Here is a 24,551-nt window from a genome sequence, read left to right as displayed (position 1 = left end):
AAGGCCCTCCCGTGGGTCACGGAGTGGAGCCTGGGCTCACAATTGCGTAAACAGGTCGTTCTCGCAGCAGGGAGAAGGCACTGAATGAAGACGTTCCTCGTGGTCAACCCGCGCAGCGCCAACGGGCAGACGGGGAAGCGATGGGTGGAGATCTCCGCGCAGGTGGGCAAGGTGCTCGGCGACTTCGGGTACGGCTTCACCAGCGGCGGCATGGATGCGGCGCGTCTGGCGCGGCAGGCCATCGATGACGGTTTTGAGTGCATCGTCGCGGTGGGCGGCGACGGCACCCTCAACGAGGTCACCAACGGCTTCTTCCGCGACGGACAGGTCATCAACCCCCGGGCCACGCTGGGCCTGTTGCCCCGAGGCACGGGCGGCGACTTCCGCCGCACCTTCGGTTGGGACCTGGAGCTGACGTCCGCGCTGGAGCGGCTGCGCACGGAGACCACCGAGCCCTTCGACGTGGGGCAGCTGGAGTTCACCGACAACGACGGCAAGCCGGCCACGCGCTTCTTCGCCAACATCGCCTCGTTCGGCGTGAGCGCGGTGGTGGCCCGCGAGGTGAACCAGGGCAGCAAGGCGCTGGGCGGCAACCTGAGCTTCATGTGGGGCACCGTGAAGGGCCTCATCAAGTACCAGGAGCAGCAGGTGCGCCTCACGGTGGACGGCGGCGAGCCGGAGACGGTGAGCGTCACCGCGGTGGCCGTCGCCAACGGCCGCTACTTCGGCAGCGGCATGTTCGTGGCGCCCGACGCGGTGACGCACGACGGCCTCTTCGACGTCACCATCTGGTCCAACTACGGCCTGTCCGACTTCGTCCTCAAGTCCAAGGGCGTCTACAACGGCGACCACGTCACCTGGAAGGGCACGCGGCGGCTGCGCTGCCGGACCCTCCACGCGGAGCCGCTGACGGGCGACGTGTTCCTGGACGTGGACGGCGAGACGCCGGGCCGGCTGCCCTGCACCATGACGCTGTTGCCGGGCGCCATCCGCCTCAAGGTGTAGCGCCGGAGCGGGGCGAGCGCCGCACGTCCTCCACGGGCGCGCCGACGCCAGTCGAGGCGGGCGTGGGGCGGTACCAGCTCGTCTGTCCAATCAGGTGCCGCGTGAAGCCGTCCTCCACCAGGGGCGAGGCCTCCGCGGCGCCCAGCACCAGGTAGCCGTCCGAGTGGAGCATCCGCCGCACGCGGGCGAGCACCGCGCGCCGGGTGGGCGCGTCCCAGTAGATCATCACGTTGCGCAGGAAGACGAGATCCACGGGCGCTTCCAGCGGGAAGTCCTCCATCAGGTTGAGCGGCCGGAACTCCACCGGCTTGCGCACCTGTTCGCTCAGCCGCCACCCGTCGCGCTCCTGGTGGAAGTAGCGCTGGCGCAGCTCGGGAGTCAGGCCCCGGTGGATCTCCTTCGCGTCGTAGCGGGCCTCGCAGGCGCGCACGATCGCGCGGGTGGAGAAGTCCGTGGCGAGGATGCGCACCGTCCATCCGGTGATGAGCAGCCCGGCCTCGGCCAGCGTCATCGCGACGCTGTAGGGCTCCTGACCGTAGGCACATGCCGCGCACCAGATGCGCAGCGTCCGCGTGCGGATGCGCCTGGCCAGCAGCGTGGGCAGCACCGTGGTTCGCAGGGCCTCGAAGACGGGCGCGTCGCGGAAGAAGGCCGTCTCGTGGTTGGCCAGCGCTTCCGCCAGCCGCTGGTGCAGCGGACTGCCCTCCGGCTGCGAGCGCAACCGCGAGACCAGGGAGGAGAGGTCCGGCAGCCGTTCCTCGCGCATGAGGGGCGTGAGCCGCGTCTCCACCAGCGCGTACGTGTCGGACTCCAGCACGAGCCCGGAGCGGCGCAGCACGCGCTGCCGCAGGTACGCGAAGTCGTCGGGAAGCAGGGACATGTTCAGGTCCTCCGTCCGCGCGGATCCACGCGCCGCGCCAGCTCCAGGGACAGCGCCTCCAGGGGCACCACGGCATCCGCGAGCCCCGCTTGTTCCACCGCACCCGGCATGCTGCCGACGACGCAGCTGGCCTGGTCCTGCACCACCACCTGACCGCCTGCCTCGTTCACCCTCCGGCAGCCGCGCAGCCCGTCCTGGCCCATGCCGGTGAGCACCACCGCCAGCACCCCCGCGCCGTACACCTCCGCCGCGGAGCGGAAGAGCAGGTCCACCGCCGGACGGCACGCGTTCTCCGCCGGCCCCTGGTGCGTGAGCAGCCGCACGCCCGTCGCATCCCGGCACACGGCCAGGTGGAAGTCGCCGGGAGCGACCCAAACCTCGCCCGCATTCACGGATGCGCCGGTCACCGCCTCGCGCACGGTGAGCGGCGTCACGCCCTGCAACCGCTCCGCGAGCAGCCGGGTGAAGAGGGGCGGCATGTGCTGCACGATGAACACCGGCACCGGCAGGTCCGCGGGCAGCGTGGACACCAGGCGCACCAGCGCGCCAGGGCCTCCGGTGGACGCGCCGACGACGATGGCCTCCACCCGCGCGGGAACTCGCGGTCTGGACTGCGGCTCGCGCGTCACCAGTGGAGGCGAGGGCGTGGCGGACGGCGTGCGCACGTTCAGCGCCTTGAGCTTGCGCACCAGTTCGTCCCGCACGGCCTCCACGGTGATGTTCATCCCGCCCGCGGACGTGGGCTTCGTCACGTAGTCGCGGGCCCCCAGCGCGAGCGCCTCCAGGGTCAACACGCCCGCGCGTTCGGTGAGCGCGCTGAACATCACCACGGGCAACTCCGGGGCTCGTTGGCGCAGGAGCTTCAGCGTCTCCAGCCCGTCCAGCTCCGGCATCTCCAGGTCCAACAGCACGACGTCCGGCTGGAACTGCTCCACCTTCGCCAGGGCGATGCGGCCATTGGGCGCGGTGGCGACGACCTCCAGGCCCGGAGCCGCGCCCAGCAGCAGCGACACCTGCCGCCGCACCACGGCCGCGTCGTCGACCACGAGGACCCGGATGGCGTTCATTCGCACCCGCTTCACCGCGCCGCGTGCGCGACCGGGCAGCGGCCCACGAGGGCGCTGGAGGCACTTTCGCCATACACCTCGTGGCGCGGACGGCTCGCGAGGATGGCGCTGGCGCCCCAGTCCGTCACGCGGTGGAAGGCCTCGGACGCGACGAAGGCGTCGAAGCCCTCGCGGCTGTGCCACTCTGAGACGATGAGGTAGCGCCCCGGCGCTCCCACGCTCTTGAACAGCTCCGTGTGAGCGTGCGTCGGCAGCGTGCGCATCGCCTCCAGCACCAGCGCGAACTTCCGCTCGAAGGCTTCCGCCTTGCCCTCACGCACTTCGTAGTTCATGCCGATGGTGACCATCCGTCACCTCCTTGTCCGTGCTTCATTCGAGCCAGACCCGGACACGCCGGCGGCCCTCGTCCAGGTGGAACAACTCCGACGGCCGCAGACCCGCCGCGACCGCCGCGATACCAATGGCCGCCGGATCCACGCCCCGCGCCGCCAGCTTGCGAGGCAGGTCCTCCGGCAGCAGGTCCTCCAGGTGCGCCGTCACGTCCGCGCGGAAGGTGAGCGCGACGCGCGTCCGCCCTCCTTCCGTCACCTGGACCTTCAGGTAGCGCGCGGTGCCCTCCACGGGAGCCGCCGACGGCGATGGCGGAGGCGGCAGTGACGGGGCGCGGGCCTCATCCAGGAGGGGTCCCCATGCGATGGGCGCATCCAGCACGTCCAGGTGTCGCACCAGCCCGTGGAACGCGCGCAGGACGAACAAGAGCGACGCGGGCCCCGCCGCGCGGAAGTTCCAGCGGTGCGGCCCCAGTGCCTCGGTGAGCCGCTCGCCCAGGCGCCAGCTTCGCGCGTGGAAGGGTTGGTCCAGGAGGAAGGGCTCCAGCAGCACTCGGCTGACGGCGGGCAGCGCTTCCGCCATGGGCTCCAGCAGCTCCGGCGCGAAGCCCAGCATCACCCACGCGGACAGGAGCTGCTCCGGGCGCGGCGGCGTGCTCGGACAGTTCAGGAGCGTGATCAACCGCCCCAGCCCCACGGGCAGCTCCGGCGGCAGTGTCTTCACGCAGCCGAAGTCGAGCACTCCCAGCACGGGCTTGCCGTCCGGTCCCCGCGACACGCGGTAGTTGCCCGGGTGCGGATCCGCGTGGAGCGCGCCCCACGTGAAGCAGCCGTGGAGGAACAGCCGGACCAGCGTCGTGGACAGCGCGCGGCGGTCCGCTTCGCTCCAGCGCCAGCCCTCCGCGAGCGACGTGCCCTCCACCCACGTCATCACCAGCAGGTCTTCCCGCGTGAGTTCATCCACCGGCACGGGGATGACGACGCCCGGCACCTCCGCCATGCGAGTGCCCGCGTCCTGCAGCGCCTGGGCCTCGTGGCGATAGTCCAGCTCGCCCTGGAGCATGCGGGCCAGCTCGTGGCGGTAGGCGGACAGGTCCAGCTTCCCGCGCCAGCCGCCCAACGGAGCGGCAAGCCACCCCAGCGCGCGCAGGTCATCCCGCACGGCCTCCGCGATGCCCGGGTGCCGCAGCTTCACGGCCACGGTGCGCCCGTCATGCAGCACGCCCCGGTGCACCTGGCCCAGCGACGCGGCGATGCCCTCGCCCTCCAGCGACTTGAACACCTCCCGCCAGGGACGGCCCAACCGGCGGGACACCTCCTCCAGCGCGGCCTCCGGGGCGAGCGGGGAGGGCGCCTCCGCGAGCGAACCGAACCCCGGCGTGTCCGCGCCCAGCTCCGCGAGCGTGAGCACCTGGCCCACCTTCTGGGGCAGCCCGCGCAGCCCCAACAGGCGCTGGGCCAGCTCGTGCCGCGCGCGCTCCGCGTCCTGGGGCCGGGACCCCCGCCGCGGACGCGTGGAGGCACGGGCCACCTGGCCCAGCTCCCACCACCGCTTCAATCCGGTTCGCACGTGCCGTCGCTCCCTGTGCCTGACGCCGCCCGCGCTACTTCGTCCGCGTCTGCTTGTCGGAGGTGTCCACCTGCACGACCAGCCGTTGCAGCGACTGCGCCATGTGGGCCAGCTCCACCGCCGATCGCTGCGTGCTGCCCGCGCCCTCGGTGGTGCTGCGCGCGGCCTCCGCCACGGCGGCCATGTTCTCGGAGATCTGCTGGCTGCCCTTGGCGGCCTCGCCCACGTTGCGGAGGATCTCCCCCGCGGTGGCCGTCTGCTCCTCCACGGAGGAGGCGATGGACGTCTGCAGCTCGTTGATGCGGCCGATGGTGGCGCCAATCTCCAGGATGGCGTTGACCACCTCCTCGGTGTCGCCCTGGATGCTGCCGATCTTCTGACCGATGTCCTCCGTGGCGCGGGCCGTCTCGCGCGCCAGCTCCTTCACCTCGTTGGCCACCACCGCGAAGCCCCGGCCCGCCTCGCCGGCGCGGGCCGCCTCGATGGTCGCGTTGAGCGCCAGCAGGTTCGTCTGCTGCGCGATGGAGGTGATGACCTTGATGACCTTGCCGATCTCCTGGCTGCTCGTCCCCAGCTTGCCGACGACGCTGGACGTGGAGTCCGCCATCTTGACCGCGGACGAGGCCACCTTGGCGGCGGCGCTCGCGTTGCGCGCCACCTCGCGGATGTTCGCGTTGACCTCCTCCATGCCGGACGCGACGCTCTGCACGTTGCGGCTGACCTGTTCGGCGCCGGCGGACACCTGCGTGGCCTGCGCCGCGGTCTCCTGCGCGTTGCTCACCATCTGCTGGCTGACGCTGGACAGCTCCTGCGACGACGCGGCGAGCGTCTGCGAGTGCTGCGTCACCTCCTGGAAGATGCCGCGCAGGGTGCTGTCCAGATCCCTCTCGCGCTGCTGCACGGCGAGCTTCTCCGTGATCAGCTCCCACGTCACCATGGGCCCCAGGTAGCGGCCCTGGCCGTCGTACACCGCCGTCACCAGCAGGTCCGCGGTCTCCGGCCCAATAGGGATGTTCGCGCGCACCGGCAGGTTCTTGTCGTTGGCCAGGATCTTCCGCTGGTACGCCACGTCCTTGTGGAAGACGTCGATGTGGGAACCCAGCACCCGGTCCGCGGCGATGGGCAGGTGCTTCTCCACGCGCTGCAACAGCCGGCGCGAGGCGGGGTTCAGGTAGACGATCTTCAGGTCCAGGTCGGCCACCATCACGCAGGTGGGCGCGTTCTCCAGCATGGCCCTCAGGCGCGCCAATTCCGTGTCCGCGCGCTGCTGATCCGTGACGTCCGTCCACGTCACCACGTAGCCGGTGAGCGCTCCACGCCGGCCCGAGATGCCGTCGATGCGCGCCTTGAGCAGGGCGGGGCCCACCGCGAAGTGGGCCTCGTGCGGCAGCGCGGAGGGGTCAAGCAGCCGCTCCTCCTCCATCCGCAGCTGGTGCTCGAAGTGGGCGAGGAAGTCGCTGCCCGCGTCCCCCGCGCTGTCGCGGAAGCCGGCCGTCTGGCTGATGCGCTCGATGGCCTCCGAGGAGGACGCGTTCGAGAAGACGATGGCCAGGTCCGCGTCCAGGATGAACAGGTTGACGCTCGCCGCGTCCAGCACCGCCTCGCTCAGGGCGCCTTCGAGCGGCGTGGGCGCACGGCGCCGCGAGGACCGGGCCGCGGGCACGGACGCCGTGGCGACCCGGCGTCCCTCCGTCCGGGAGGCACGCGCCGGAGCACGCTTCACGGCGGCGGTCCGGGATGCGGCCTTCGCGACGGGCCTGCTCACGATGTCGTCGTGCAACGTGCCCACGGCCGCCAGCAGCTCGCGGGCGACGGAGCCCGGCACGTCCAGCTCATCCAGCACGGTGGCCAGGTGCTCGGCGACGCGCCCGAAGTGATGGGGCTTGAGCTCCATGCGCGCGTGCACGTCACGCATGGACGGGCCCTTGTAGACGACGGGCCCGCCCAGGTGCTGGGTGAGGAACGCGACCATCTGGCGCTGCAGTGGGATCATGTCCGCGCGGCGGAAGTAGGGCTTGAGCAGCGCGTCCGTCATCACCCGCGCGTAGAGCTTCTGCACGGCGGCCGTCAGGGGGGCCTTGCCGCCCAGGCGCTGGAAGAGGGTGGTTTTCACGGCGGGCGCGGTCGGGCGGGCCATCAGCGGGACTCCTGGGGAAGCACGGGGAAGGATGGGGCGGCGGAGGCGCTGGACTTGGGCGAGAGCCCGTCCACCACCGCGTCCGCGGACAACACGAGCAGCAGCCGGTCCGGCAGCGCGTGGACACCCAGCAGGAACGGGCGCAGCGGCCCGCGCAGGTTGTCCGGCAGCGGCGCCAGGTCCGACTGCTCGAAGGGGAGGATGTCGCCAATGGCATCCACGCGAAGGCTCACCGCGCCTTCGTCGCCGCGCAGGACGACGTGGGGCGCGTCCGCGGGGGCGGTGCCTTCGGGCAATTCCAGACGGCGGCGCAGGTCGATGGCGGGGACGATCTGCCCGCGCAGGTTGAGCAGCCCCGCCACTTCCGGAGGCGCGCCGGGGACGCGCGTGAGCGGGGGCGGCAGGAGGATTTCCTGCACGCGTTCGATGTCCAGACCGAACAGGTGGTCGCCCACCTGGAACGAGCACAGCTGACGGAAGGCGCTCATGGCGCACCGCCTGTCAGCAGCTCCGGGTGCACGGCGCGCACGGTGCCCTCCACGTCCAGGAACTCGGTGGCCCGGGCCTGCACCACCATGGAGCCCAGCACGCCCGGGCGGCGCGTCTCCCACTGGAGCGCGAGCTCCACCTCCGCGACGTCGAGGATGGCGTCCACCACCAGCCCCACGCGCGTGTCCGCGTGCTGGGTGACGACGACGGACAGCGACTCGCCCAGGGCGACCTGAATGTGCTGCGCCATCCGCTCCGTCGCGCCGGGCCTCGCCTCCAGCACGGACGCCACGCGCACCAGCGGCAGCAACTGCCCGTGGTAGCGCGCCATCTCCATGCCTCCGCTCAGCCGCTCGATGTCCGATGCGGGCAGCTCCTCCAGCCGGGCCACGCGCGACAGCGGAATGGCCACGCGGCCCTCAGCGCCATTGCGGCACAGCAGCACGCGCTCGCGCGGCTCCTCCGGCGCCGGTGCTTCCGCGGCGGCCTCCGGAATGACGACCTGGGCCTGCGCCTCGGTGACCAAGCCCGCGCGGCGGCCCAGGCCCATGGCGTCCAGGATGAGCGCCACGCGCCCGTCGCCCAGCACCGTCGCGCCCGCGTAGCAGGCCAGCCCCTTCAGGTGCTTCCAGAGCGGCTTGACGACGATCTCTTCCGTGTCGTGGATGGCGTCCACCCACAACCCGAAGGTGCGCTCACCGGCCTGCAGCACGACGACGGTTGCGCCCTCGTCCAGGTCCGGCATCGCCGGCCCCACGCCCAGCTCGGCGGCGAGCACCACCAGCGGCAGCAATTCCCCGCGCAGCCGCAGGACGCACGCGCCCTGGATGCGGGTGATGTCCCTGCGCGCCTGGTCCGGCTCCAGGAACACCACCTCCCGCAGGGAGGCCTGCGGCAGCGCGTAGCGGTCCCCCCGGCAGGTGACGAGCAGCGCCGGGATGATGGCCAGCGTGAGGGGAATCTTCAGGGTGAACGTCGTGCCCTGGCCGGGCCGGCTGTGCACCTCCACGGTGCCGCCAATGCGCTCCACCTGCGAGCGCACCACGTCCATGCCCACGCCCCGGCCGGACAGCGACGTGACGTGCTCCGCGGTGCTGAAGCCCGGCATGAAGATGAGCATCATCGCGTCCGCGTCCGGCATCCGCGCCGCCTGATCAGCCGTGAGCAGGCCTCGCTGAACAGCGACCTGCCGCACGCGCTGCACGTCGATGCCCGCGCCGTCGTCGGACATGCCCAGGTGCACGAGCCCGCCCTCATGCGACGCGCTCAGCGTCAGGCACCCCACGGGCGGCTTGCCCGTGGCGAGGCGCTGCTCGGGCGTCTCCACGCCGTGGTCCACGGCGTTGCGCAAGAGGTGGGTGAGCGGATCATGCAGTGCCTCCACCAGCGTCTTGTCCAGCTCCGTGTCCGCGCCCTGCAATTGCAGACGCACCTGCTTGCCGCATCCGTGCGCCAGCTCACGCACCAGCCGGGGGAAGCGGTTCCACACCTGGCCCACCGGCTGGAGCCGCGTCTTCATCACCACCTGCTGCACCTGCGTGGTGACGACGTCCAACCGCTGCGACGCGGTGAGCAGGTCCGCGCCCGGCGTGGGCGAGGCCGCGCATTGGAGGATGCGGTTGCGCGCCAGCACCAGCTCGCCCATCAGGTTCATCAGCCGGTCCAGCAGCGCCACGTCCACGCGCAGCTTGGAGTCCACCCCGGTCGCGGCGCCGCGCCAGGGCACGGCGCCCGGAGGCGTCAGGGGCTCGGATACCTCCAGCGGCGCGGAGCCCGCCGCCGCGCCCGCCATTCGAGCGAGCAGCGCGGCGTGGTCCGCCACGGGCTCCAGCCCCGTCGCCTCGATGTGCTCCAGCGTCCCGCGCGCCGCGTCCGCCAGCGCCAGCAGCGTGGACACGCGCTCGCGGTCCAGCACCAGGCGCCGGTCGCGCGCCAGGCCGAGCATCTCCTCGGCGGCGTGCATCAGCGCTTCCAGGCGGCTGAAGCCCAGGAAGCCGCAGGTGCCCTTCACGGTGTGCAGGGCCCGGAACAGCTGCGCCAGCAGCGGCTGCGAGCCCGGCTGCGCCTCCAGCTCCAGCACCGTCGCCTCGATGCTCTGCACGTGCTCGCGGGACTCGAGGAGGAACTCCCGCATCACGTCGTCCCAGCCCGGAGTGTCACTCACGCGCAGGGCGCCCCTTGGACGGAAGCCCACTCAGGCTGTATGTGTTTGATGAGACGGTTTTGCCTGGCGCTGCCCATGGGCAACGGCCCCCCCGACCCACAAGACTCCAGAGTCGAAGTCCCAGCATCCTCCAAAGTCAACGGCCTGAAAGCTGTCCCAGAGGGAAGGCGCCCTGATCAGAAGAACAGGCGGAGCAGGTCGTATCGCGTCTCCGCGCCCAGCTTCCGGAGCAGGTTGGCCTGGTGGAATTTCACAGTGCGCTCGGTAATTCCTAACACGGTCGAGATGTCGGTTGGCGAGCGGCCGAGCGCGAGATATCGCAAAACATCGCCTTCCCGCTCGGACAGCCGCGCGGCGTTCGCCATGCGCCGCACCTTCGCCTCGAAGAGGCCGCTGAGTGTTTCATCACCAATGGTGTGAACGCTGACACGCGCGGTTCCGGCGCCCGTGGGGGTGGCGGTGACGACCTCGTAGCCCTCCGCATGCTCGGCAGCCTGCCGCACGATGGTGTGCGGCCAGGAGACAGGCGCCGCCATCGTCAGCGGACAGTCCAGGCAGGGTGCGTCGCGGTGCGCGAAGGCGCCGAAGCACGGCCGGCCCACCATCTCCTCCTGTCGCGTCTCTCCGGTCGTCCACACCGCCTTGAGCGTCCCGAACGACGACAGCTCGGTGGAGATTTCGTAGCTCAGCTCCTGGTGTGCTCCGTAGGCCCGGACCGGCTCCGGGAAGTCGGTGCGCTCGGGGACGGAGAGGGGTGGAGCGGAGCGCGTGACGATGGCCACCAGCCGCAGGGGAGGGCGGCCCACGGCGGCCACGTCCAGCTCCACCGGCAGCCGCTCGCCGTCGCGCGTGAGCACCTCCGTCTCCAGTCGGGTCTCGGCGCTGGTGAAGATGGCCCGCAGCGCCTGTCCCACCTCGCGTCCGTGCTCGCGCGGCGTGCAGACATCCGTCCAGCGGCGCCCCAACAACTCCTCACGCGGCCGGCCCAGGAGCGACGTGAAAGCGCCGTTCGCCAGCTCGATGCGGCCGCGCCGGTCCATCACGACGATGGGCCGCGTGTCCCGCTCCGCGAGCAGCGATGCGGTCAACGACCAGTCCATGAGGCCCCCCGGCCGTTGCAATCCCGTCCAAGCTTTACATGAGTAATGCCGAATTCCTTGGTTTAATTAGCTTACAGCGAGGCGACTGGGTTTGCATTTGGACAAAGGTCCAATCACATACCGTGGTGATTGGAAGAGGACTGTCCGTGCGTGGCCGGCCGCCTGGGGGGCGTGCCGGAAACCTGGAACGTCCCCCTGAATCGGGGCAACCTGCTGCATCGCCTGGGCTCGGGGATTACTCCCAGGGCTTCCCCGCCGTCCCCAACGAGGGAGAGGAGCTGCACGCATGAGCGCACCGCGACGACCCGCGCAGTTCGACCTCTTCACCGGAGCGGTAGAGGAGCCACCCGCGTCGTCGCGGCGCAGGACCCAGCCGGTGGGACCCGCCGAGCCGTCCGACGGCCTGCGCATGTTGGGCGAGCAGCTCCCGCGCGGCGTCTACCTGGGCACGTCGTCATGGACCTTCCCGGGTTGGAACGGGCTCGTCTACGACCATGAGGCCAGCACGACCCAGCTGGCGCGCGAGGGCCTGGCTGCCTACGCGCACCACCCGGTGCTGCGCACGGTCGGCATCGACCGGACGTTCTACGCGCCGGTGCCGGCAACGACCTTCGCTGAGTACGCGCAGCAGGTGCCGGACGGCTTCCGCTTCCTGGTGAAGGCCCACGAGGCCTGCACGCTGGCGCGCTTCCCCGTGCACGAGCGCTATGGAGCGCACCGGGGGCAGGTGAACGAGCGCTTCCTCCAGGCGGCCTACGCCGTGGACCACGTGGTGGCGCCGTTCCTGGAAGGGCTGGGCGACAAGGCCGGGCCGCTCGTCTTCCAGTTCCCGCCGCAGGACCCCGCGGCGCTGGGCGGCGCGGGCCGCTTCGTGGAGCGGCTGCACGCGTTCTTCTCCGCGCTGCCCCGGGGACCGCTGTACGCGGTGGAGGTGCGCAACGAGGAGCTGCTCACGGAGGGCTTCGCCCAGGCGCTCGCGGACACGGGTGTGAGCCCGGTGCTCGCGGTGTGGGCCCACATGCCGCCCGTCGCTCGACAGGCGAAGCTCACGCGCGCCTTCGAGGCCCGCGCCGTGGTGGTGCGCTGGATGCTTCCGCCGAACCTCGGCTACGAGGAGGCCTACGCCCGCTATGCGCCCTTCAACCGGCTGGTGGACGAGGACGTGGGCACCCGCGACGTGCTGGCCCGCGTGTGCATGGCGGCGGTGCGACGGGAGCGTCCCGTCTTCGTGATCATCAACAACAAGGCGGAAGGGAGCGCCCCGCTGTCCGCCGTCCGGCTCGCGGAACGCGTCGTGTCACACAAGGAGGAGGGCGGCCAGAGAGGCGCCGTTCACGCAACATGACTTGCGCGCGAGCACGGCGCTTGCTTACGTGAATGCTCATGATGGTGATGACCCTGGCCGCGCTGTTGATGCAGATGACCGCCTCCGGTGGAGCCGGCTCGGAGGGCAAGCGTGCGGGCAACCATCACGACCCGGCTGGCGAAAGCCACCCGCGAGCGGTGAAGGAGGACATCACCTCGCTCAAGGGGGAGATCACCAGCCTCAAGGAAGAGTTCCGGCTGGCGCGCGAGCGTCAGCGCCTGGCGGCCGAGGAGAAGCAGCGCCAGGAGGAGGCACGCTACGGTGTCACGCCGAAAGCCACTCCCGCCCCTGCCGCCGGAGGGTCCGGAGCCTCCGCCCACGCCAGATGAGCTGGGAGGCGAGCTGGGAGCAGTAGAAATTCCGGTCGATGGAAACCTCGACCTGCATCTCTTCCAGCCTCGCGAGGTGAAGGAACTCGTCACCGAGTACCTCTGGGCCTGCCGCCAGAAGGGCGTGCTCGACGTGCGCATCATCCACGGCAAGGGCACGGGCGCGCTGAGGCGCACCGTCCAGTCCCTGCTGCCCACGCTGCCGGAAGTGGAAGGTTTCCAGACAGCCTCCGAAGCGGACGGAGGCTGGGGCGCGACGTGGGTGCGGCTCAAGCCCCTGTGACGGGGCTCAGGACAGCCAGAAGTACGCGGACGCGATAAGGGTGCGCTTCTCCGTCACGCGGGCCTTGTTGGCCAGCTCCGCCATCTGCCGATCCTTGGAGGCGTAGCGCTTCTCCTCCTCGTTGCGCAGCGACGCCAGCTTGCGGCGGTAATCGCGCTCCTGCCGGTCCGAGTGCGCCCGCGCCTTCGCGCGCTCCGCGACGTCCTCGATGCCGGAGACTTCCTTGCGCGCGTCGAACCACGCCTGACGGGCGGACTCCACAACCTCGCGGGACTCCATCAGGCAGTCCTCGACGTAGCGGTCCGCGCGCTCCTTGGCCTTGTCCAGCTCCAAGGCGTTGCGCCGTTCCGCGGCCCGAATCAGCTCATCCTTGGCGGTCATGAGCGACTGCTCTTGCATGAGCTGGACCGACACCGGCGCGGGCTGACGGCGCTTCTCTTCCTTGGCGTCGAGCTTCGTGAAGTGAACGCCGTCCGTCAGCGGCAGGGCGCGGAAGCCGCCGTCCCGGTCCTTCACCAGCACCAGGTGGACCAGCTTCTCCTCCGGCTTGAGGCCCGTCGTCTCGAACTTGTAGACGAACCACCAGCCCTCGCTGCCGGCCAGCCGCGCCAGCCGTGAGGGCAGGCCCGCCGCGTCCAGCTGCAGGTAGCTGACGGTGTCCTGGGTGCGGTCGCGCACCGCGTAGGCGGCCTTGGCCACCTGGAGCCGTCCGGAGGTGCGGCTGCCCAGCACGGAGCCGGTGAGCGCCCTCGCCTCCTGCTGGCGCTTGGCCACGACCTCCTTGGCCGCGTCTCCCGCCACGCGCAGCCGGCGGCGCACGTCGCCGTCGAAGCGCTCCAGCACCACCGAGCGCATCGACGTCATGCGCTGGTTGATGGTGCCCTCCAGCTCCTCGCGCAGCTTGTCGAAGGCGACGTTGATGTCCTTCGGGTCGCGGCAGGACTGGTAGATGTCCAGCACGCGGCGCTCGAAGTCGACGCCGCTCTCCAGCGCGCCCAGGATTTCGTCGGACGCGCCGAACACGCCGTCGAAGAGGTTGAGCTTCTTCTCCAGCAGCTCGAACAGGCGCGCGTCCGCCGCGTTCTGCCGGTTGAGGAAGTTCACCACCAGCACGTCGCGCTGCTGGCCGTAGCGGTGGCACCGGCCGATGCGCTGCTCCACGCGCTGCGGGTTCCACGGCAAATCGTAGTTCACCACCAGGTTGCAGAACTGGAGGTTGAGGCCTTCGGCACCGGCCTCCGTGCAGATGAGGATCTGCGACTTGTGGCGGAACTCCTCCACCAGCGCCCGGCGCTCCTCGGGCGTGCCGCCAGCGTCGCCGGACAGGAGCGAAATCTTGTCCTTGTAGCCGTGGTCCGACAGCAGCCTGAAGAGGTACTGCTGCGTGCGCTTGGACTCCGTGAAGATGAGCGCCTTCTCCGGCCAGGAGTGCGTGCGCATCACCGCGAACGTGCGGTCCAGGGCGCGCTTGAGCGCCTCGCCCTTGGCGTTGATGCGGATGGAGTCCGCGAGGTCCGCGTACTGGCGCAGCTCCCAGACCTCCTGCTCCAGCGTGCGGACCTGGGGCGCCTTGGCGGGGTCGTCTGACCACTCCTCGCCTTCCTCCACGAACTGCTTGGCCTCTTCCGGCTCGAAGAGCGACAGGGCCTGCTGTCCCAGCCGCGCGGCCGACAGGCGCTTCTCCAGGTTCTCCGACAGCCGCCGCAGCGTGGGCGCGATGGCGAACGTGGAGGAGGCCAGCAGCTTGCGGTAGCACAGCGTCAGGAGCGTCTTCTTGCCCGGCTCGATGGCCGCGGCCTCCGAGCGCTGCAGGTACTCACTGACCTTCTCGTAGAGGTCGTGCTCCTCGGGGGAGGGGAGGAAGTCCTCCACGATGCTGCGGCGGTTGGTGTAGCGGACGTACTCGCGCACCTGACGGCGCAGCGTGCGTTGCACCACCGGGGCCAGCCGCTCCTTGAGCTCGCACGCGGCGGCCTCCGTCATGCCGCCGCCCTCGTCGGCGCGGTAGCGGCTGCGGAAGGCGTGCTCGGGGCCCAGGATCTGCTCGTCCAGCAGCGACATCAGGCCGAACAGCTCCATCAGGTCGTTCTGGAGCGGGGTGGCGGTGAGCAGCAGCTTGGGGCGGCCCGCGAGCGACGCGCGCAGCGCCTGGCCCGTCTTGTTGTTGGGCCGGTGCGCGTTCCGGAGCCGGTGGGCCTCGTCGATGATGATCAGGTCCCACGGAATCTCCGACACGAGCGCGGAGCGGTTCGCCGCGAACGGGTGCGAGCAGATGACGGGGAAGGGCTGATCGAAGCAGTTGTTGTGCTTCTTCACGTCGCGGCCGTCGACGAGGACGCTGTCCAGGTCGAACTTCTCGCGCAATTCAGCGTTCCACTGCGCGCGCAGCACGGCGGGGGCGAGGATGAGGATGCGGTTCTTTCCCTCCGCCATGAGCTGGGCGATGACGAGGCCCGCCTCGATGGTCTTCCCCAGGCCCACCTCGTCCGCGAGCATGCAGCCGCCGCGCGACAGCGCGTCCAGCGCGAACATCGCCGCTTCGACCTGATGCGGGTTGAGGTCCACCTTCGCTTCGGCCAGCGCGTTCGCCAGCCGCTGCTGCGTGTCACCGCTGCGCGCGAGCAACTCCTCGGCGAGGAGCCGCTCGTGGAAGGGCGTCAGCCCCGCCTCCACCAGCTCCTCCGCGGCACGGGCCGCGATGGCCGCGGCGTCTGCTTCCACTTCCAGCTTCAAACCCCTCGCGACCTCCGCCAAGTCCCGCCTCCCGTCCGGTTTGGAGCGTGCGCGCGTGCGCGCGAACAGTTGAGGCGCGCCATTGTGGGCAGCGATCGCCATCTGTAAAGGGGGTCCTCCCGGAGGCCGAAAACTCGGCCTCCGCGCGATTGGCAAGCATGCTGTTCGGCGGAGTGACACATGCGCGCGCGAGCGTTGGAATGTCTCAAAGGGCTTGACGAATGCGTCGTGAGCGCTCAGAGCCGCCCGCGCGCCTTCACGTCCAGGTACACGTTGAGTGCAGCGGCGCCGAATCCGCGTGCTGGTGCGCGCACCACCAGCGCCCCCGCGTCACGCAGCGTGGTGGCGGTGCGGCGGTACTCGGACTCCATGCGGGAGGCGACCTGCCGCGCGTAGGCGGACGTCGCGTCGCCAGGAACGTCGGTGGCGGCGGCCTCCAGGTCCTCGTCCAGCAGTGACGCGACGACGGGCAGGTGCCGGGGGCGCAGGGCCAGCGTGCGCGTGAGGAGCGCGGAGGACGCGTCCGGATCCACCAGGTCGGTGAAGAGCACCACCAGCGCGCGGCGCGTCTGGCGTGCGAAGGCGAAGTCGAACGCGCGGCCGTAGTCGCTCTCCTCCAGGCCGGCCTCCGCGCGGTAGAGGGACTCGGTGATGAGGCGCAGGTGCTCCGCGCCCTTGCGCGGGGGCAGGAAGGTGCGCACGTCGCTGGCGAACGCGAGCACGCCCACCACGTCCCCCGCGTCCAGGCTCACGCGCGCCAGCCGCAGCGCCGCGTCCACCGCGTGATCCAGCTTCCGGCGCCCCTGCACCCGGCCCGCCATGTGACGGCCGCAGTCCAGCAGCAGCAGCACCGGCTGGTTGCGCTCCGGCTGCCACGTGCGCACCAGCGTGTGGCCGTGGCGCGCGGAGGACTTCCAGTCGATGTGCCGGTAGTCGTCGCCGGGGCGGTACTCGCGCAGCGATTCGAACTCGCGGCCCTCCACGGACTTGCGCAGGAGCGTGCGCGCGGACACGGCCTCCGACGCGCGCGCCAGCGTCAGCGCCTCGCGAGAGAGGGCGCGCAGGTCCGGATACACCTTCACGTCCTGACCCGCGGGCAGCCGCACCTGCCGCGAGCACAGACCCAGGGGCCCCATCAGGCGCAGGTTCACGTCGCCGAAGCGCGCATCGCCCCGGGAGGGAGGGTGCACGCGGTACGTCAGCCGCGTGGTGTCTCCCGGCTCCAGCGTGAAGGGCTGCCGGTGGCCGTGGCTCTCCACGTCCAGGGGCGGCTCGTCGCGCAGCTCGCCGCGCACGGGCCTGTCCGTTCGCGAACGCAGCTCCCAGCGCACGGTGTTGTCCACGCCGGAGGAGAGGATGGGCTCCACCTCGCGGCGTGCGTCGACGTCACGGGCATGCGGCGCGCGCAGGAAGTCCACCGCGCACAGGAGCAGGACGGCCACGTCCACCGCGAGCGCCAGCCAACCGAAGGCGGGGCTCGCCACCGCGAGCGCGGCGGGCACCAGCGCTCCGGCGAACAGCGCCACGGCGAGGCCGCTGGGGACGGGGCGCCCGAGGCTCACCGGGGCACTCGCACCCGTTCGAGCATCTGCCTCAGCACGTCGTCCGCGGTGACGCCCTCCACCTCCGCCTCGGCCTTGAGCAGGAGGCGGTGGTTGAGGACGCTGGGCGTGACGGACTTCACGTCGTCCGGGGTGACGAAGTCGGTGCCCCGGAGCGCCGCGTGCGCCTTGGACGCCGCGAGCAGGGCCTGCGCCGCGCGAGGGCTCGCGCCCAGCCGCACGCGGGGGTGTGCACGGGTGTCGCGCACGAGCTGCACCACGTACTGGAGGATGGAGTCGTCACACGCGACGCGCGCGGCGCGGTCCTGCAGCTCCGTCAGCGTGGCGGCGTCCAGCACGCGGGACACGGCGGGTGGTCGGCCCTCGCGCTGGTGGAAGGCGCGCAGGAGCGAGGTCTCAGCGTCGCCATCCGGGTAGCCCACGCGCACGCGCATGAGGAAGCGATCCAGCTGCGCCTCGGGGAGGGGATAGGTGCCCTCCAGCTCCAGCGGGTTCTGCGTGGCGACGACGAAGAAGTGCGGCGGCAGCGCGTGCGTGACGCCGTCGATGGTGACCTGCCGCTCCTCCATGGCCTCCAGGAGCGCCGCCTGCGTCTTGGGCGGCGTGCGGTTGATTTCATCCGCGACCAGGACCTCCGTGAAGACGGGGCCCTTCATCAGGCGGAAGGTCTGCTCCTGCGGCTGGAAGACGTTGGTGCCCAGGATGTCCGCGGGCATCAGGTCCGGGGTGAACTGCACGCGGGAGAAGGACAGGCCCAGCGCCCCCGCCATGCTGCGCGCGGTGAGCGTCTTGGCGACCCCGGGCACGCCCTCCAGCAGCACGTGGCCGCGCGCGAGGAAGGCCGTCACCAGGTCGGCCAGCACGCGGGGCTGGCCCACGACGGCCGAGCCCAGCGCGTCGAGGAGGCGGGAGAGGGGCGTGGCGTCGGACATGGTGGCGGGCGACGGTAGCCCGCCTCATGTCCGGCGCGGCAGCGAAATCCTCGGGCCTACTCCTGGCGCTTCAGGCCCATCAGTGTGCCCAGCACCGCGATGACGCCGCCGAGGATGCCCAGGAAACAGCCGATGCTCGGCGACGAGTTCATCATCTCCGCGTTGCCCATGGGCGAGGGCACGAGGGTGGTGTCCGAGGAGAGCTTCAGGAACACCAGCGACCAGACGAGGGTCACCACGCTGCAGACCATCTGCGCGCCCCACGGCAGCATGGGGTTCACCCAGGTCATCACCTCACGCGCCCGCAGGCCCACGAAGACCATGGTCGCGACGGCGAAGATGAAGGAGATGAACCCCAGGCTGATGAGGCCCAGGAAGTCGCCGCCCTCCGCCGTCTCCTTCCACGGAATGAAGCAGGAGAGCACCACCAGCGTCGCGCCCCAGAACGCGATGCGGTCGCCGCCTTGCAGCTCGCCCAGGAACGAGCGCGCGTCGTCCAGCAGGACCTCCGGATCATCAATGGGCGAGCGAGAAGATTCCAGCTCACGGGCCTCTCGGGACCAGGGGTCCGCCACCGCGTCGCCCGCGTCGTCCTCATCCTCATCGACAGGAGCGGGTGCCGAGGCGCGGCGGGCCGGCGCACGGGCGGGCGCGGCCTTGGCGGCGCCACCGCCCCGGGCGGGAGGAGCGGCACGTTGGGCCTTCTCCCGGGCGATGTCGTCCATGCTCCGCACGTTGGTGGCGTCTTCGCTCGGCGGCGGCGCGGCGGGGCGGGCGCCCGTCCTGGCGCGGGCCGGAGCGGGGCGCGCGCGAGGCTCCGGAGCGGCGCGGGCCGGAGGGGGCCGCGAGCGCGGCGGCGGCCGGACGCCGGTGCTCTCGTCATCGCCGCCAGAGTCCCCCTCATCCCCGGCTCCCCCGAGGAAGGACTCGTCGATGATGTGGTCGCAGTGGGGGCAGATGGCGGTGTCTTCCGCGACCTTGCGATTACAGCCTGGGCAGTTCAGGGCCGGTGCTCCGGGAGGGGGGAAACGGCCCGATATCTTCCCGGCCCCAGCGCGCGGCTGTCAAACCCGTTCAGCGCCATAACCCCTGGATTTTCGCGGGGAATTGACCTAGCCCGTTCGAGCATGGCCCGCCTGCCCGCCGCCGTGTCCGCCGGATTCCTCCTCGCGAGCGCCTGTGTCCGCTCGGTGCCGACGCCCGACGTGCCTCCGCCCCCGGTCGAGCCCTCGAAGGCCATCGAGCGGATCCAGGACTGGGAGGACCGCCGCTCCCTGGGAGGCGGGGACCTGGTGCGGTTCGCCACCTCCGCGCCGGATTGGGCCGTGCGCGTGCGCGCCCTCCGGGCCCTGGCGCGGATCCAGGACGTGGAGACGCTGGAGGCCGTCCTCGCCGGGCTGACGGCGCGGCGCACTGCCGTGCGCGACGAGGCCGCCTTCGCGGCGGGTGAGCTGGCGCAGTCGTGGGAGCCGCTTCCGGAGGCCGCACGGGCGGCGCTCACGGAAGCGCTGGTGCGCGCCGAGGCCTCGGAAGCCTACGCCCGGGTGCACGACACGCTGCTGGAGTCCCTGGGCAAGCTGGCCACGCCTGGCGCCGTGGAGGTGCTGACGGCCCGACTGTCTCCGGCCAATGGCCCCTGGGCCGAGGCCGCGGCGACGGCGTTGGGCGTGGCCGCGCGCAAGGCCGGACCCGCGGCCGTGGCGAACGTCCCCCTGGAGACGATCCGCGCGCTGCTGGATCCCCGCTTGCGGAGCGAAGTGAACGTCGCCGGGGCGTACCTTCTGGCTGCGTCGAAGCGGCTGGACGGCGTGGATGCGCTCCGCTCCTGCGTTGCCAATTCGATACCGGATGTGATGGCCCCGTGCGTGAAGAGCCTGGGCGACCTGGGCAGCCCGCGGGACGCGCTGGCGCTGAACCTGATGTTGGGCGAAGCCACGTCCCGCACGTCGGCGGAGGTGGCGCGTGCGCTGGCGAAGCTCGCCGCGAAGTGCGAGGCCGGCTCACCCTGTGCCCCGCTGAGCGCACTGGAAGGCCAGTCGCACCTGGCGAAGCAGGTGGCGGAGGGGAAGGCGGCGAAAGGCCACGTGTTGCTGGCGGTGGCGCAGCAGGGACTTCCGCTCCAGGGCCGGCCGGTGTTGTCGCGAATGAGGAGTGCGCTGGCGGAAGCAGACCGCACCGCCGTGTCCGACGAAGCCCACACGGACCTCGCCTGGCTGGACTGCCGGTTCGCGGCGGCGATGGACCGACAACTGGGCACTCTGGAGCAGGTCCTCCAGTGCGGCTACGGCCGCGTCCCCGAAGCCCGATGGCTCGCGCTGGGACTGCACGAGGTGGCGCAGTTCAAGGGGCAGCCCACCGGCGCTGCGTTCGCGGTGCCCTACCTGGACCACGTGAGCCCCATCGTGCGCGGCGCCGCGCTGGACGTCCTCTCCGAGCGCCCCGTGCCCGAAGCGCTGGCGCCCATTCGCGCGCTCATCGGAGGAGGGGACGCGGTGGTGGCGGGACTGGCCGCGTCCGCCGCCGGCAAGCTGAAGGACGCCGAAGCCCTGCCCGCGCTGGAGGCCCTGGCCGACCGCGTCCCCAAGGAGCCGGACCTGGCGGAGGCGGTGGCTGGCGCGCTCGTCGCGTTGAAGGGCCTCGCGGCGGAACCCCGCATGCGCGAATGGCTGACCCATCCACACGCCAACGTGCGCCGGATCGCGGCCGAGTCCCTCACCACGCTCACGGGAGCGCCGGTCCGCTCTTCCCGCGTGGAGCTGCCTCCGGAGACGTACCGTCCGCCGGCAGCGCCCTCCGGCACGACGCTCACGCTGCGCACGCGCAAGGGCGACATCACCGTCCTGTTGGATCCGGATGCGCCGCTCACGGGCGGCAACCTGATGGCGCTCGCGAAGCAGGGCTACTTCCGGGGCATCACCTTCCACCGCGTGGTGCCGGACTTCGTCGCGCAGGGCGGAGATCCGCGCGGAGACGGGGAGGGTGGGCCTGGCTACTCCATCCGCTGCGAGATGACGCGCCAGCCGTATGCGCGAGGCACCGTGGGGATGGCGCTGTCGGGCAAGGACACTGGCGGCAGCCAGTTCTTCTTCACCCACTCACCGCAGCCGCACCTGGACGGCCGCTACACGGCCTTTGGTGAAGTGATTCAAGGCATGGACGTGGTGGACGCGCTGCTGGAGGGCACGATCATCGAAGATGTCCTCGTCGGTACCCGCGCCCCCTGAAGCAGGCCCCTCGCGCGTCAGGCCCCGGCGGCGCGCGCGGGCACCGGCTCGCCCTGGGCGTTGAGGTTCGCGCCCGTCCAGCGGTGGCTCTCCGCCTCCTCCATCGTCTCCACCTCACGGCGGATGCGGGCCCACTCCGTCTCCGGCAGGCCGAGGAACGCCTCCGCGAGCATCGGGTCGAACTGCGTGCCCGCGCAGCGGCGGACCTCGTCGCGCGCCACGCTCATGGGGCGCCCCTTGCGATAGGGCCGGTCGGAGGTGATGGCGTCCAGCGTGTCCACGAGGCAGAAGATGCGCGCCCCGATGACGATCTCCTCGCCCTGGAGCCCCAGCGGGTAGCCCTTGCCGTCCCAGCGCTCCTGGTGCTGCAGGACGATGAGCGCCGCCTCGTGCAGGTACGGCATCTTCGCCAGCATCCGGTAGCCGAACTCCGGGTGCAGCTTCATCTCCACCCATTCCTCCGGCGTGAGCGGCCCGGGCTTGAGCAGGATGGAGTCACGCACGCCAATCTTCCCGATGTCGTGCAGGAGCGCGCCCTGCTCCACCACGTCCAGCGCCGGTCCGGTGAGGCCGATCTCCTGCGCCAGCCGCCGCGCGTACAGCGACACGCGCCGTGAGTGCCACTGCGTCTCCGTGTCCCGGTAGTCCAGCGCGCTGATGAGCCCGTCCAGCAGTCCCGTGGTGCGCTCGATGACCCGGCGCTCCAGGCCTTCGTTGATGGCCAGGAGCTCCGCGTTCTTCTCCGCGACCTCGCGAGTCAGCCGCTCGTTGGCGGCCACCAGCCGGTGGTGCTCGAAGGCCTGCCGCACGCTGCTGGTCAGGTCGCTCAGCGCCCACGGCTTGCCCAGGAGCCGGAAGACCTCGCCCCGGTTCACCGCCTCCGACGCCGTCTTGAAGTCCGCCGCCGCCGTCAACATCAGCCGCACCGCGCGAGGGTTCTTCTCCCGGAGCGCCGACAACAGCTCGATGCCGTTGAGGTACGGCATCATGAAGTCCGTGATGACGACGTCGAACCCCTGCTCCCGCGCCGCCACCACCGGATCGCTGTGTGTCACGACCTCGTAACCCTCCGCCTGGAGGATCCGGGACAGCGCCGCGAGGATGAGCACGTCGTCGTCCACCACGAGGATTCGGGCCATGGGCTGATACGCTCCGAGCGAGTGGGCTGCGTTTTTCTCAGACTCTTATAGCCGGTCCACAGGCGGCCAGACAGGCCCCCCCAAGCTTTCCAGTGCCGCCAAACTGCCGGAATTCTTGAGGTTTCCCTGAAACAGGTGGTCGCTGGATTCCACGTCCTGCTTGCCTGCCCGTCGAGCCGTGTTCTATGGTGGCTGCCTACCCAACGTAAATGGCTGTAACCCCTTGGAATTCGGGAGCAATCTCCGATGGCTAGAGCCCCTGATGGGCCGGTGCCGGTGGTGGTGATGGGGCTGGGGTTTATCGGGCAGGAGATTGCCAGGGCAGCCCTGTCGTCCCCCGAAGTGGAGTTGATGGGCGCGGTGGACCCGCAGCCCTCCCTGGTGGGTCGTCCCCTGGGCGACGTGCTGGGGCTGGCCGGCCCGCGCTTCAAGGTGGCGGACTCGCTGGAGCGCGCCGTGGGGCGCCGCAAGGGCGTGGTGGTGCTGCACGCCACCAGCTCTCGGCTCTCCCAGGTGATGGATCAGCTGCTGGACGCGCTGAAGCTGGGCCTGCCGGTGGCCAGCACCTGCGAGGAGCTGGCGTTCCCGCACCTCAAGTACCCGGAGCTGGCGGAGAAGCTGGAGCGCGCCGCGGAGAAGGCGGGCGTCGCCATCGTGGGCACGGGCGTGAACCCGGGCTTCGTCCTGGACCGCCTGGTGGCCAGCGCCGGTCAGGTGTGCGGCCCCGTGCGCAAGGTGCTGGCCAGCCGCGTGGTGGACGCGCGCACGCGCCGTGAGGCCCTGCAGCGCAAGGTGGGCGCGGGCCTGACGGAGGAGGAGTTCTTCGACCTGGTGGACCGCGAGGAACTGGGCCACGTGGGGCTGGTGGAGTCCGCGGCGCTGGCGGCGGTGGGGCTGGGGCTGGACTGCGACGACTTCGAGGAGGAGGTCGCGCCCGTGTTCGCCGAGGAGGACATCACCGGCGGCGCATTTGTCGTGAAGAAAGGCCGCGTCGCGGGCATGTTCCAGTCCGTGGTGGGTTTGGAGGAGGGGCAGGAGCGGGTCCGCCTCGAGCTGACCATCGCGGTAGGGGCGGAGAACCCACGGGATCGCATCGAGATCGACGCGGATCCCAGGCTGGTGCTTGAGATACCGGGGGGAGTGGCGGGCGACCGGGCCACCGCGAACGCGCTGGTGAATGCCGCGCCACGTTTGACGGCCGCGGAGGCCGGGCTCCTGACGGTGCTCGAGCTTCCGTCAGGTCGCTGAAGGTTCATCAGGAGAGGGAAATGCTGGACAAGAACGCGATTGGCCGCGCCTCGCCGCCGACGCTCAACGAGGTGGAGAAGGGCGCCATCCGGCGCTTCGCCGAGGCAATCGGCGACTACAATCCCATCTACTACGATGAGGAGTACGCCCGGGCCTCGGGCTACCCCACCATCGTCGCGCCGCCCACGTTCCCCGCGTCGTTCCATTCCGCCGCGGACCTCCGGGAGCTGTTGGGGGTGGGCATCAAGAGCCTGCTGCACGCCGAACAGGGCTTCGACTACGAGCGGCCCATCTTCGCGGGGGACCGCATCTACGTGTCCACCCGCGTGTCGGACGTCTTCGAGCGGCCGGGCATGTCCGGCAAGATGGACATCGCGGTCATCGAGGACGAAGGCCGGGACGAAGAGGGCAACCTCGTCTTCCGCGCCCGCCGGACCCTCGTGGTGCGTGCCGCCAAGGAGAACGTCTGATGCCCGCGCGCAAGCTCTACTTCGAATCCATCCGCGTCGGTGACGAGCTGCCGGCGCTGGCCAAGGCCCCGGTGGACCGCGTCCAGCTGTCGCGCTACGCGGGCGCCTCCGGCGACTACAACCCCGTGCACGTGGACGAGCTCTACGCCAAGAGCGTGGGCATGCCGTCCGTCTACGCCCCCGGCATGCTCGTCATGGGCATGTTGGGCCAGCTCATCAGCGACTGGGCCCGCGGCGGCCAGCTGCGGCGCTACAACGTCCGCTTCATCAAGATGGTGTGGCCGGGCGACACCGTGGTCTGCAAGGGCCGCGTGAGCGACCGCCACGGCTCCGGCGGCCGGTACTTCGTCGAAATCGACCTCTGGGCGGAGAACCAGAAGGGCGAGCTCGTCATGAAGGGCGGCTCGCAGATCCAGCTCTTCTACTCCCTGGAGGACGAGAACCGGCAGCGCTCCGGCCAGGCCCCCATCGTGGTGGAGGTGCCCCGCGAGAGCCTGGTCGTCCCTGCCCCCGCCACCCCGGAG

21 protein-coding genes are annotated in these 24,551 nt (G+C 70.9%); 8 read left to right on the top strand and 13 right to left on the bottom strand.

Going from position 1 to position 24,551, the window contains the following annotated elements; genetic code table 11:
• The first annotated feature begins 84 nt into the window (after positions 1-84).
• Complete coding sequence (locus D7X99_RS14380) at positions 85-1,005, top strand: diacylglycerol kinase family protein (RefSeq protein ID WP_121778306.1); 921 nt, start codon at positions 85-87, stop codon at positions 1,003-1,005.
• Here D7X99_RS14380 and D7X99_RS14375 read toward each other — a convergent pair.
• The 8 genes from D7X99_RS14375 to D7X99_RS14340 form a co-directional block, all read right to left on the bottom strand.
• Positions 995-1,885 (bottom strand): protein-glutamate O-methyltransferase CheR, encoded by an 891-nt coding sequence (locus tag D7X99_RS14375; protein WP_121778305.1) that lies wholly within the window; start codon positions 1,883-1,885, stop codon positions 995-997. The genes D7X99_RS14380 and D7X99_RS14375 overlap by 11 nt on opposite strands.
• A 2-nt stretch (positions 1,886-1,887) precedes the next feature.
• Positions 1,888-2,952, bottom strand: a complete 1,065-nt coding sequence (gene cheB / locus D7X99_RS14370) for a chemotaxis-specific protein-glutamate methyltransferase CheB (protein WP_121778304.1) — start codon at positions 2,950-2,952, stop codon at positions 1,888-1,890.
• 11 nt (positions 2,953-2,963) lie between these two features.
• Complete coding sequence (locus tag D7X99_RS14365) at positions 2,964-3,299, bottom strand: antibiotic biosynthesis monooxygenase (protein WP_121778303.1); 336 nt, start codon at positions 3,297-3,299, stop codon at positions 2,964-2,966.
• A 22-nt stretch (positions 3,300-3,321) separates the two neighbouring features.
• Complete coding sequence (locus tag D7X99_RS14360) at positions 3,322-4,851, bottom strand: AarF/ABC1/UbiB kinase family protein (protein WP_121778302.1); 1,530 nt, start codon at positions 4,849-4,851, stop codon at positions 3,322-3,324.
• A 34-nt stretch (positions 4,852-4,885) separates the two neighbouring features.
• Positions 4,886-6,988 carry a methyl-accepting chemotaxis protein gene (locus D7X99_RS14355; RefSeq protein WP_121778301.1) on the bottom strand — a complete coding sequence of 701 codons (2,103 nt, stop codon included), beginning with the start codon at positions 6,986-6,988 and terminating at the stop codon, positions 4,886-4,888.
• Positions 6,988-7,476, bottom strand: a complete 489-nt coding sequence (locus D7X99_RS14350) for a chemotaxis protein CheW (RefSeq protein ID WP_121778300.1) — start codon at positions 7,474-7,476, stop codon at positions 6,988-6,990. The genes D7X99_RS14355 and D7X99_RS14350 overlap by 1 nt, the downstream gene beginning before the upstream one ends.
• On the bottom strand, positions 7,473-9,641 hold the full coding sequence (locus tag D7X99_RS14345) for a chemotaxis protein CheA (protein ID WP_199756343.1): 2,169 nt from the start codon (positions 9,639-9,641) through the stop codon (positions 7,473-7,475). Before D7X99_RS14345 ends, D7X99_RS14350 begins: the two co-directional genes overlap by 4 nt.
• A 176-nt stretch (positions 9,642-9,817) precedes the next feature.
• Complete coding sequence (locus tag D7X99_RS14340) at positions 9,818-10,741, bottom strand: PAS and helix-turn-helix domain-containing protein (protein WP_121778299.1); 924 nt, start codon at positions 10,739-10,741, stop codon at positions 9,818-9,820.
• 286 nt (positions 10,742-11,027) lie between these two features.
• Between D7X99_RS14340 and D7X99_RS14335 the strand changes: the two genes are divergently transcribed.
• Genes D7X99_RS14335 through D7X99_RS14325 form a run of 3 tightly spaced genes read left to right on the top strand, consistent with a single transcriptional unit; the run spans position 11,028 to position 12,719 of the window.
• Positions 11,028-12,086 carry a DUF72 domain-containing protein gene (locus tag D7X99_RS14335; RefSeq protein ID WP_121778298.1) on the top strand — a complete coding sequence of 353 codons (1,059 nt, stop codon included), beginning with the start codon at positions 11,028-11,030 and terminating at the stop codon, positions 12,084-12,086.
• Positions 12,087-12,124: 38 nt separating this feature from the next.
• Positions 12,125-12,436 (top strand): hypothetical protein, encoded by a 312-nt coding sequence (locus D7X99_RS14330; RefSeq protein ID WP_126934629.1) that lies wholly within the window; start codon positions 12,125-12,127, stop codon positions 12,434-12,436.
• Positions 12,369-12,719, top strand: a complete 351-nt coding sequence (locus tag D7X99_RS14325; protein WP_120565617.1) for a Smr/MutS family protein — start codon at positions 12,369-12,371, stop codon at positions 12,717-12,719. Before D7X99_RS14330 ends, D7X99_RS14325 begins: the two co-directional genes overlap by 68 nt.
• Positions 12,720-12,725: 6 nt before the next feature.
• Here the strand turns inward: D7X99_RS14325 and D7X99_RS14320 are convergent, their stop codons facing one another.
• The 4 genes from D7X99_RS14320 to D7X99_RS14305 form a co-directional block, all read right to left on the bottom strand.
• Positions 12,726-15,446, bottom strand: a complete 2,721-nt coding sequence (locus D7X99_RS14320; RefSeq protein ID WP_233601453.1) for an SNF2-related protein — start codon at positions 15,444-15,446, stop codon at positions 12,726-12,728.
• A 242-nt stretch (positions 15,447-15,688) separates the two neighbouring features.
• Positions 15,689-17,014, bottom strand: coding sequence for a DUF58 domain-containing protein (locus tag D7X99_RS14315; RefSeq protein WP_121778297.1), 1,326 nt, complete (start codon positions 17,012-17,014; stop codon positions 15,689-15,691).
• Positions 17,011-17,946 (bottom strand): MoxR family ATPase, encoded by a 936-nt coding sequence (locus D7X99_RS14310; RefSeq protein WP_121778296.1) that lies wholly within the window; start codon positions 17,944-17,946, stop codon positions 17,011-17,013. The genes D7X99_RS14315 and D7X99_RS14310 overlap by 4 nt, the downstream gene beginning before the upstream one ends.
• Positions 17,947-18,002: 56 nt before the next feature.
• On the bottom strand, positions 18,003-18,671 hold the full coding sequence (locus tag D7X99_RS14305) for a hypothetical protein (RefSeq protein ID WP_121778295.1): 669 nt from the start codon (positions 18,669-18,671) through the stop codon (positions 18,003-18,005).
• Between the two features lie 402 nt (positions 18,672-19,073).
• Here D7X99_RS14305 and D7X99_RS14300 point away from each other — a divergent pair, with 402 nt between their 5' ends.
• Positions 19,074-21,170 (top strand): peptidylprolyl isomerase, encoded by a 2,097-nt coding sequence (locus tag D7X99_RS14300; protein WP_121778294.1) that lies wholly within the window; start codon positions 19,074-19,076, stop codon positions 21,168-21,170.
• 17 nt (positions 21,171-21,187) lie between these two features.
• Here D7X99_RS14300 and D7X99_RS14295 read toward each other — a convergent pair whose 3' ends face one another.
• The gene (locus tag D7X99_RS14295) at positions 21,188-22,309 is read right to left on the bottom strand and encodes an HD domain-containing phosphohydrolase (protein WP_121778293.1); all 1,122 of its coding nucleotides are present in this window, start codon (positions 22,307-22,309) and stop codon (positions 21,188-21,190) included.
• Positions 22,310-22,555: 246 nt separating this feature from the next.
• On the opposite strand from D7X99_RS14295, the gene D7X99_RS14290 reads away from it, so the two are divergent.
• The 3 genes from D7X99_RS14290 to D7X99_RS14280 form a co-directional block, all read left to right on the top strand.
• Positions 22,556-23,557: a dihydrodipicolinate reductase gene (locus tag D7X99_RS14290; protein WP_121778292.1), complete on the top strand. Its 1,002-nt coding sequence runs from the start codon at positions 22,556-22,558 to the stop codon at positions 23,555-23,557.
• A gap of 20 nt (positions 23,558-23,577) precedes the next feature.
• Positions 23,578-24,027 carry a MaoC family dehydratase N-terminal domain-containing protein gene (locus tag D7X99_RS14285; protein WP_121715724.1) on the top strand — a complete coding sequence of 150 codons (450 nt, stop codon included), beginning with the start codon at positions 23,578-23,580 and terminating at the stop codon, positions 24,025-24,027.
• On the top strand, positions 24,027-24,551 hold a 525-nt coding region (locus D7X99_RS14280; RefSeq protein WP_121778291.1), incomplete at its 3' end, for a MaoC family dehydratase. The genes D7X99_RS14285 and D7X99_RS14280, both read left to right, overlap by 1 nt.

The sequence above is a fragment of the Corallococcus sp. AB032C genome, assembly GCF_003668935.1.
In the GTDB taxonomy this organism is placed as follows: Bacteria; Myxococcota; Myxococcia; order Myxococcales; family Myxococcaceae; genus Corallococcus; species Corallococcus exiguus.
This window is presented reverse-complemented; position numbering and strand designations above follow the sequence as displayed.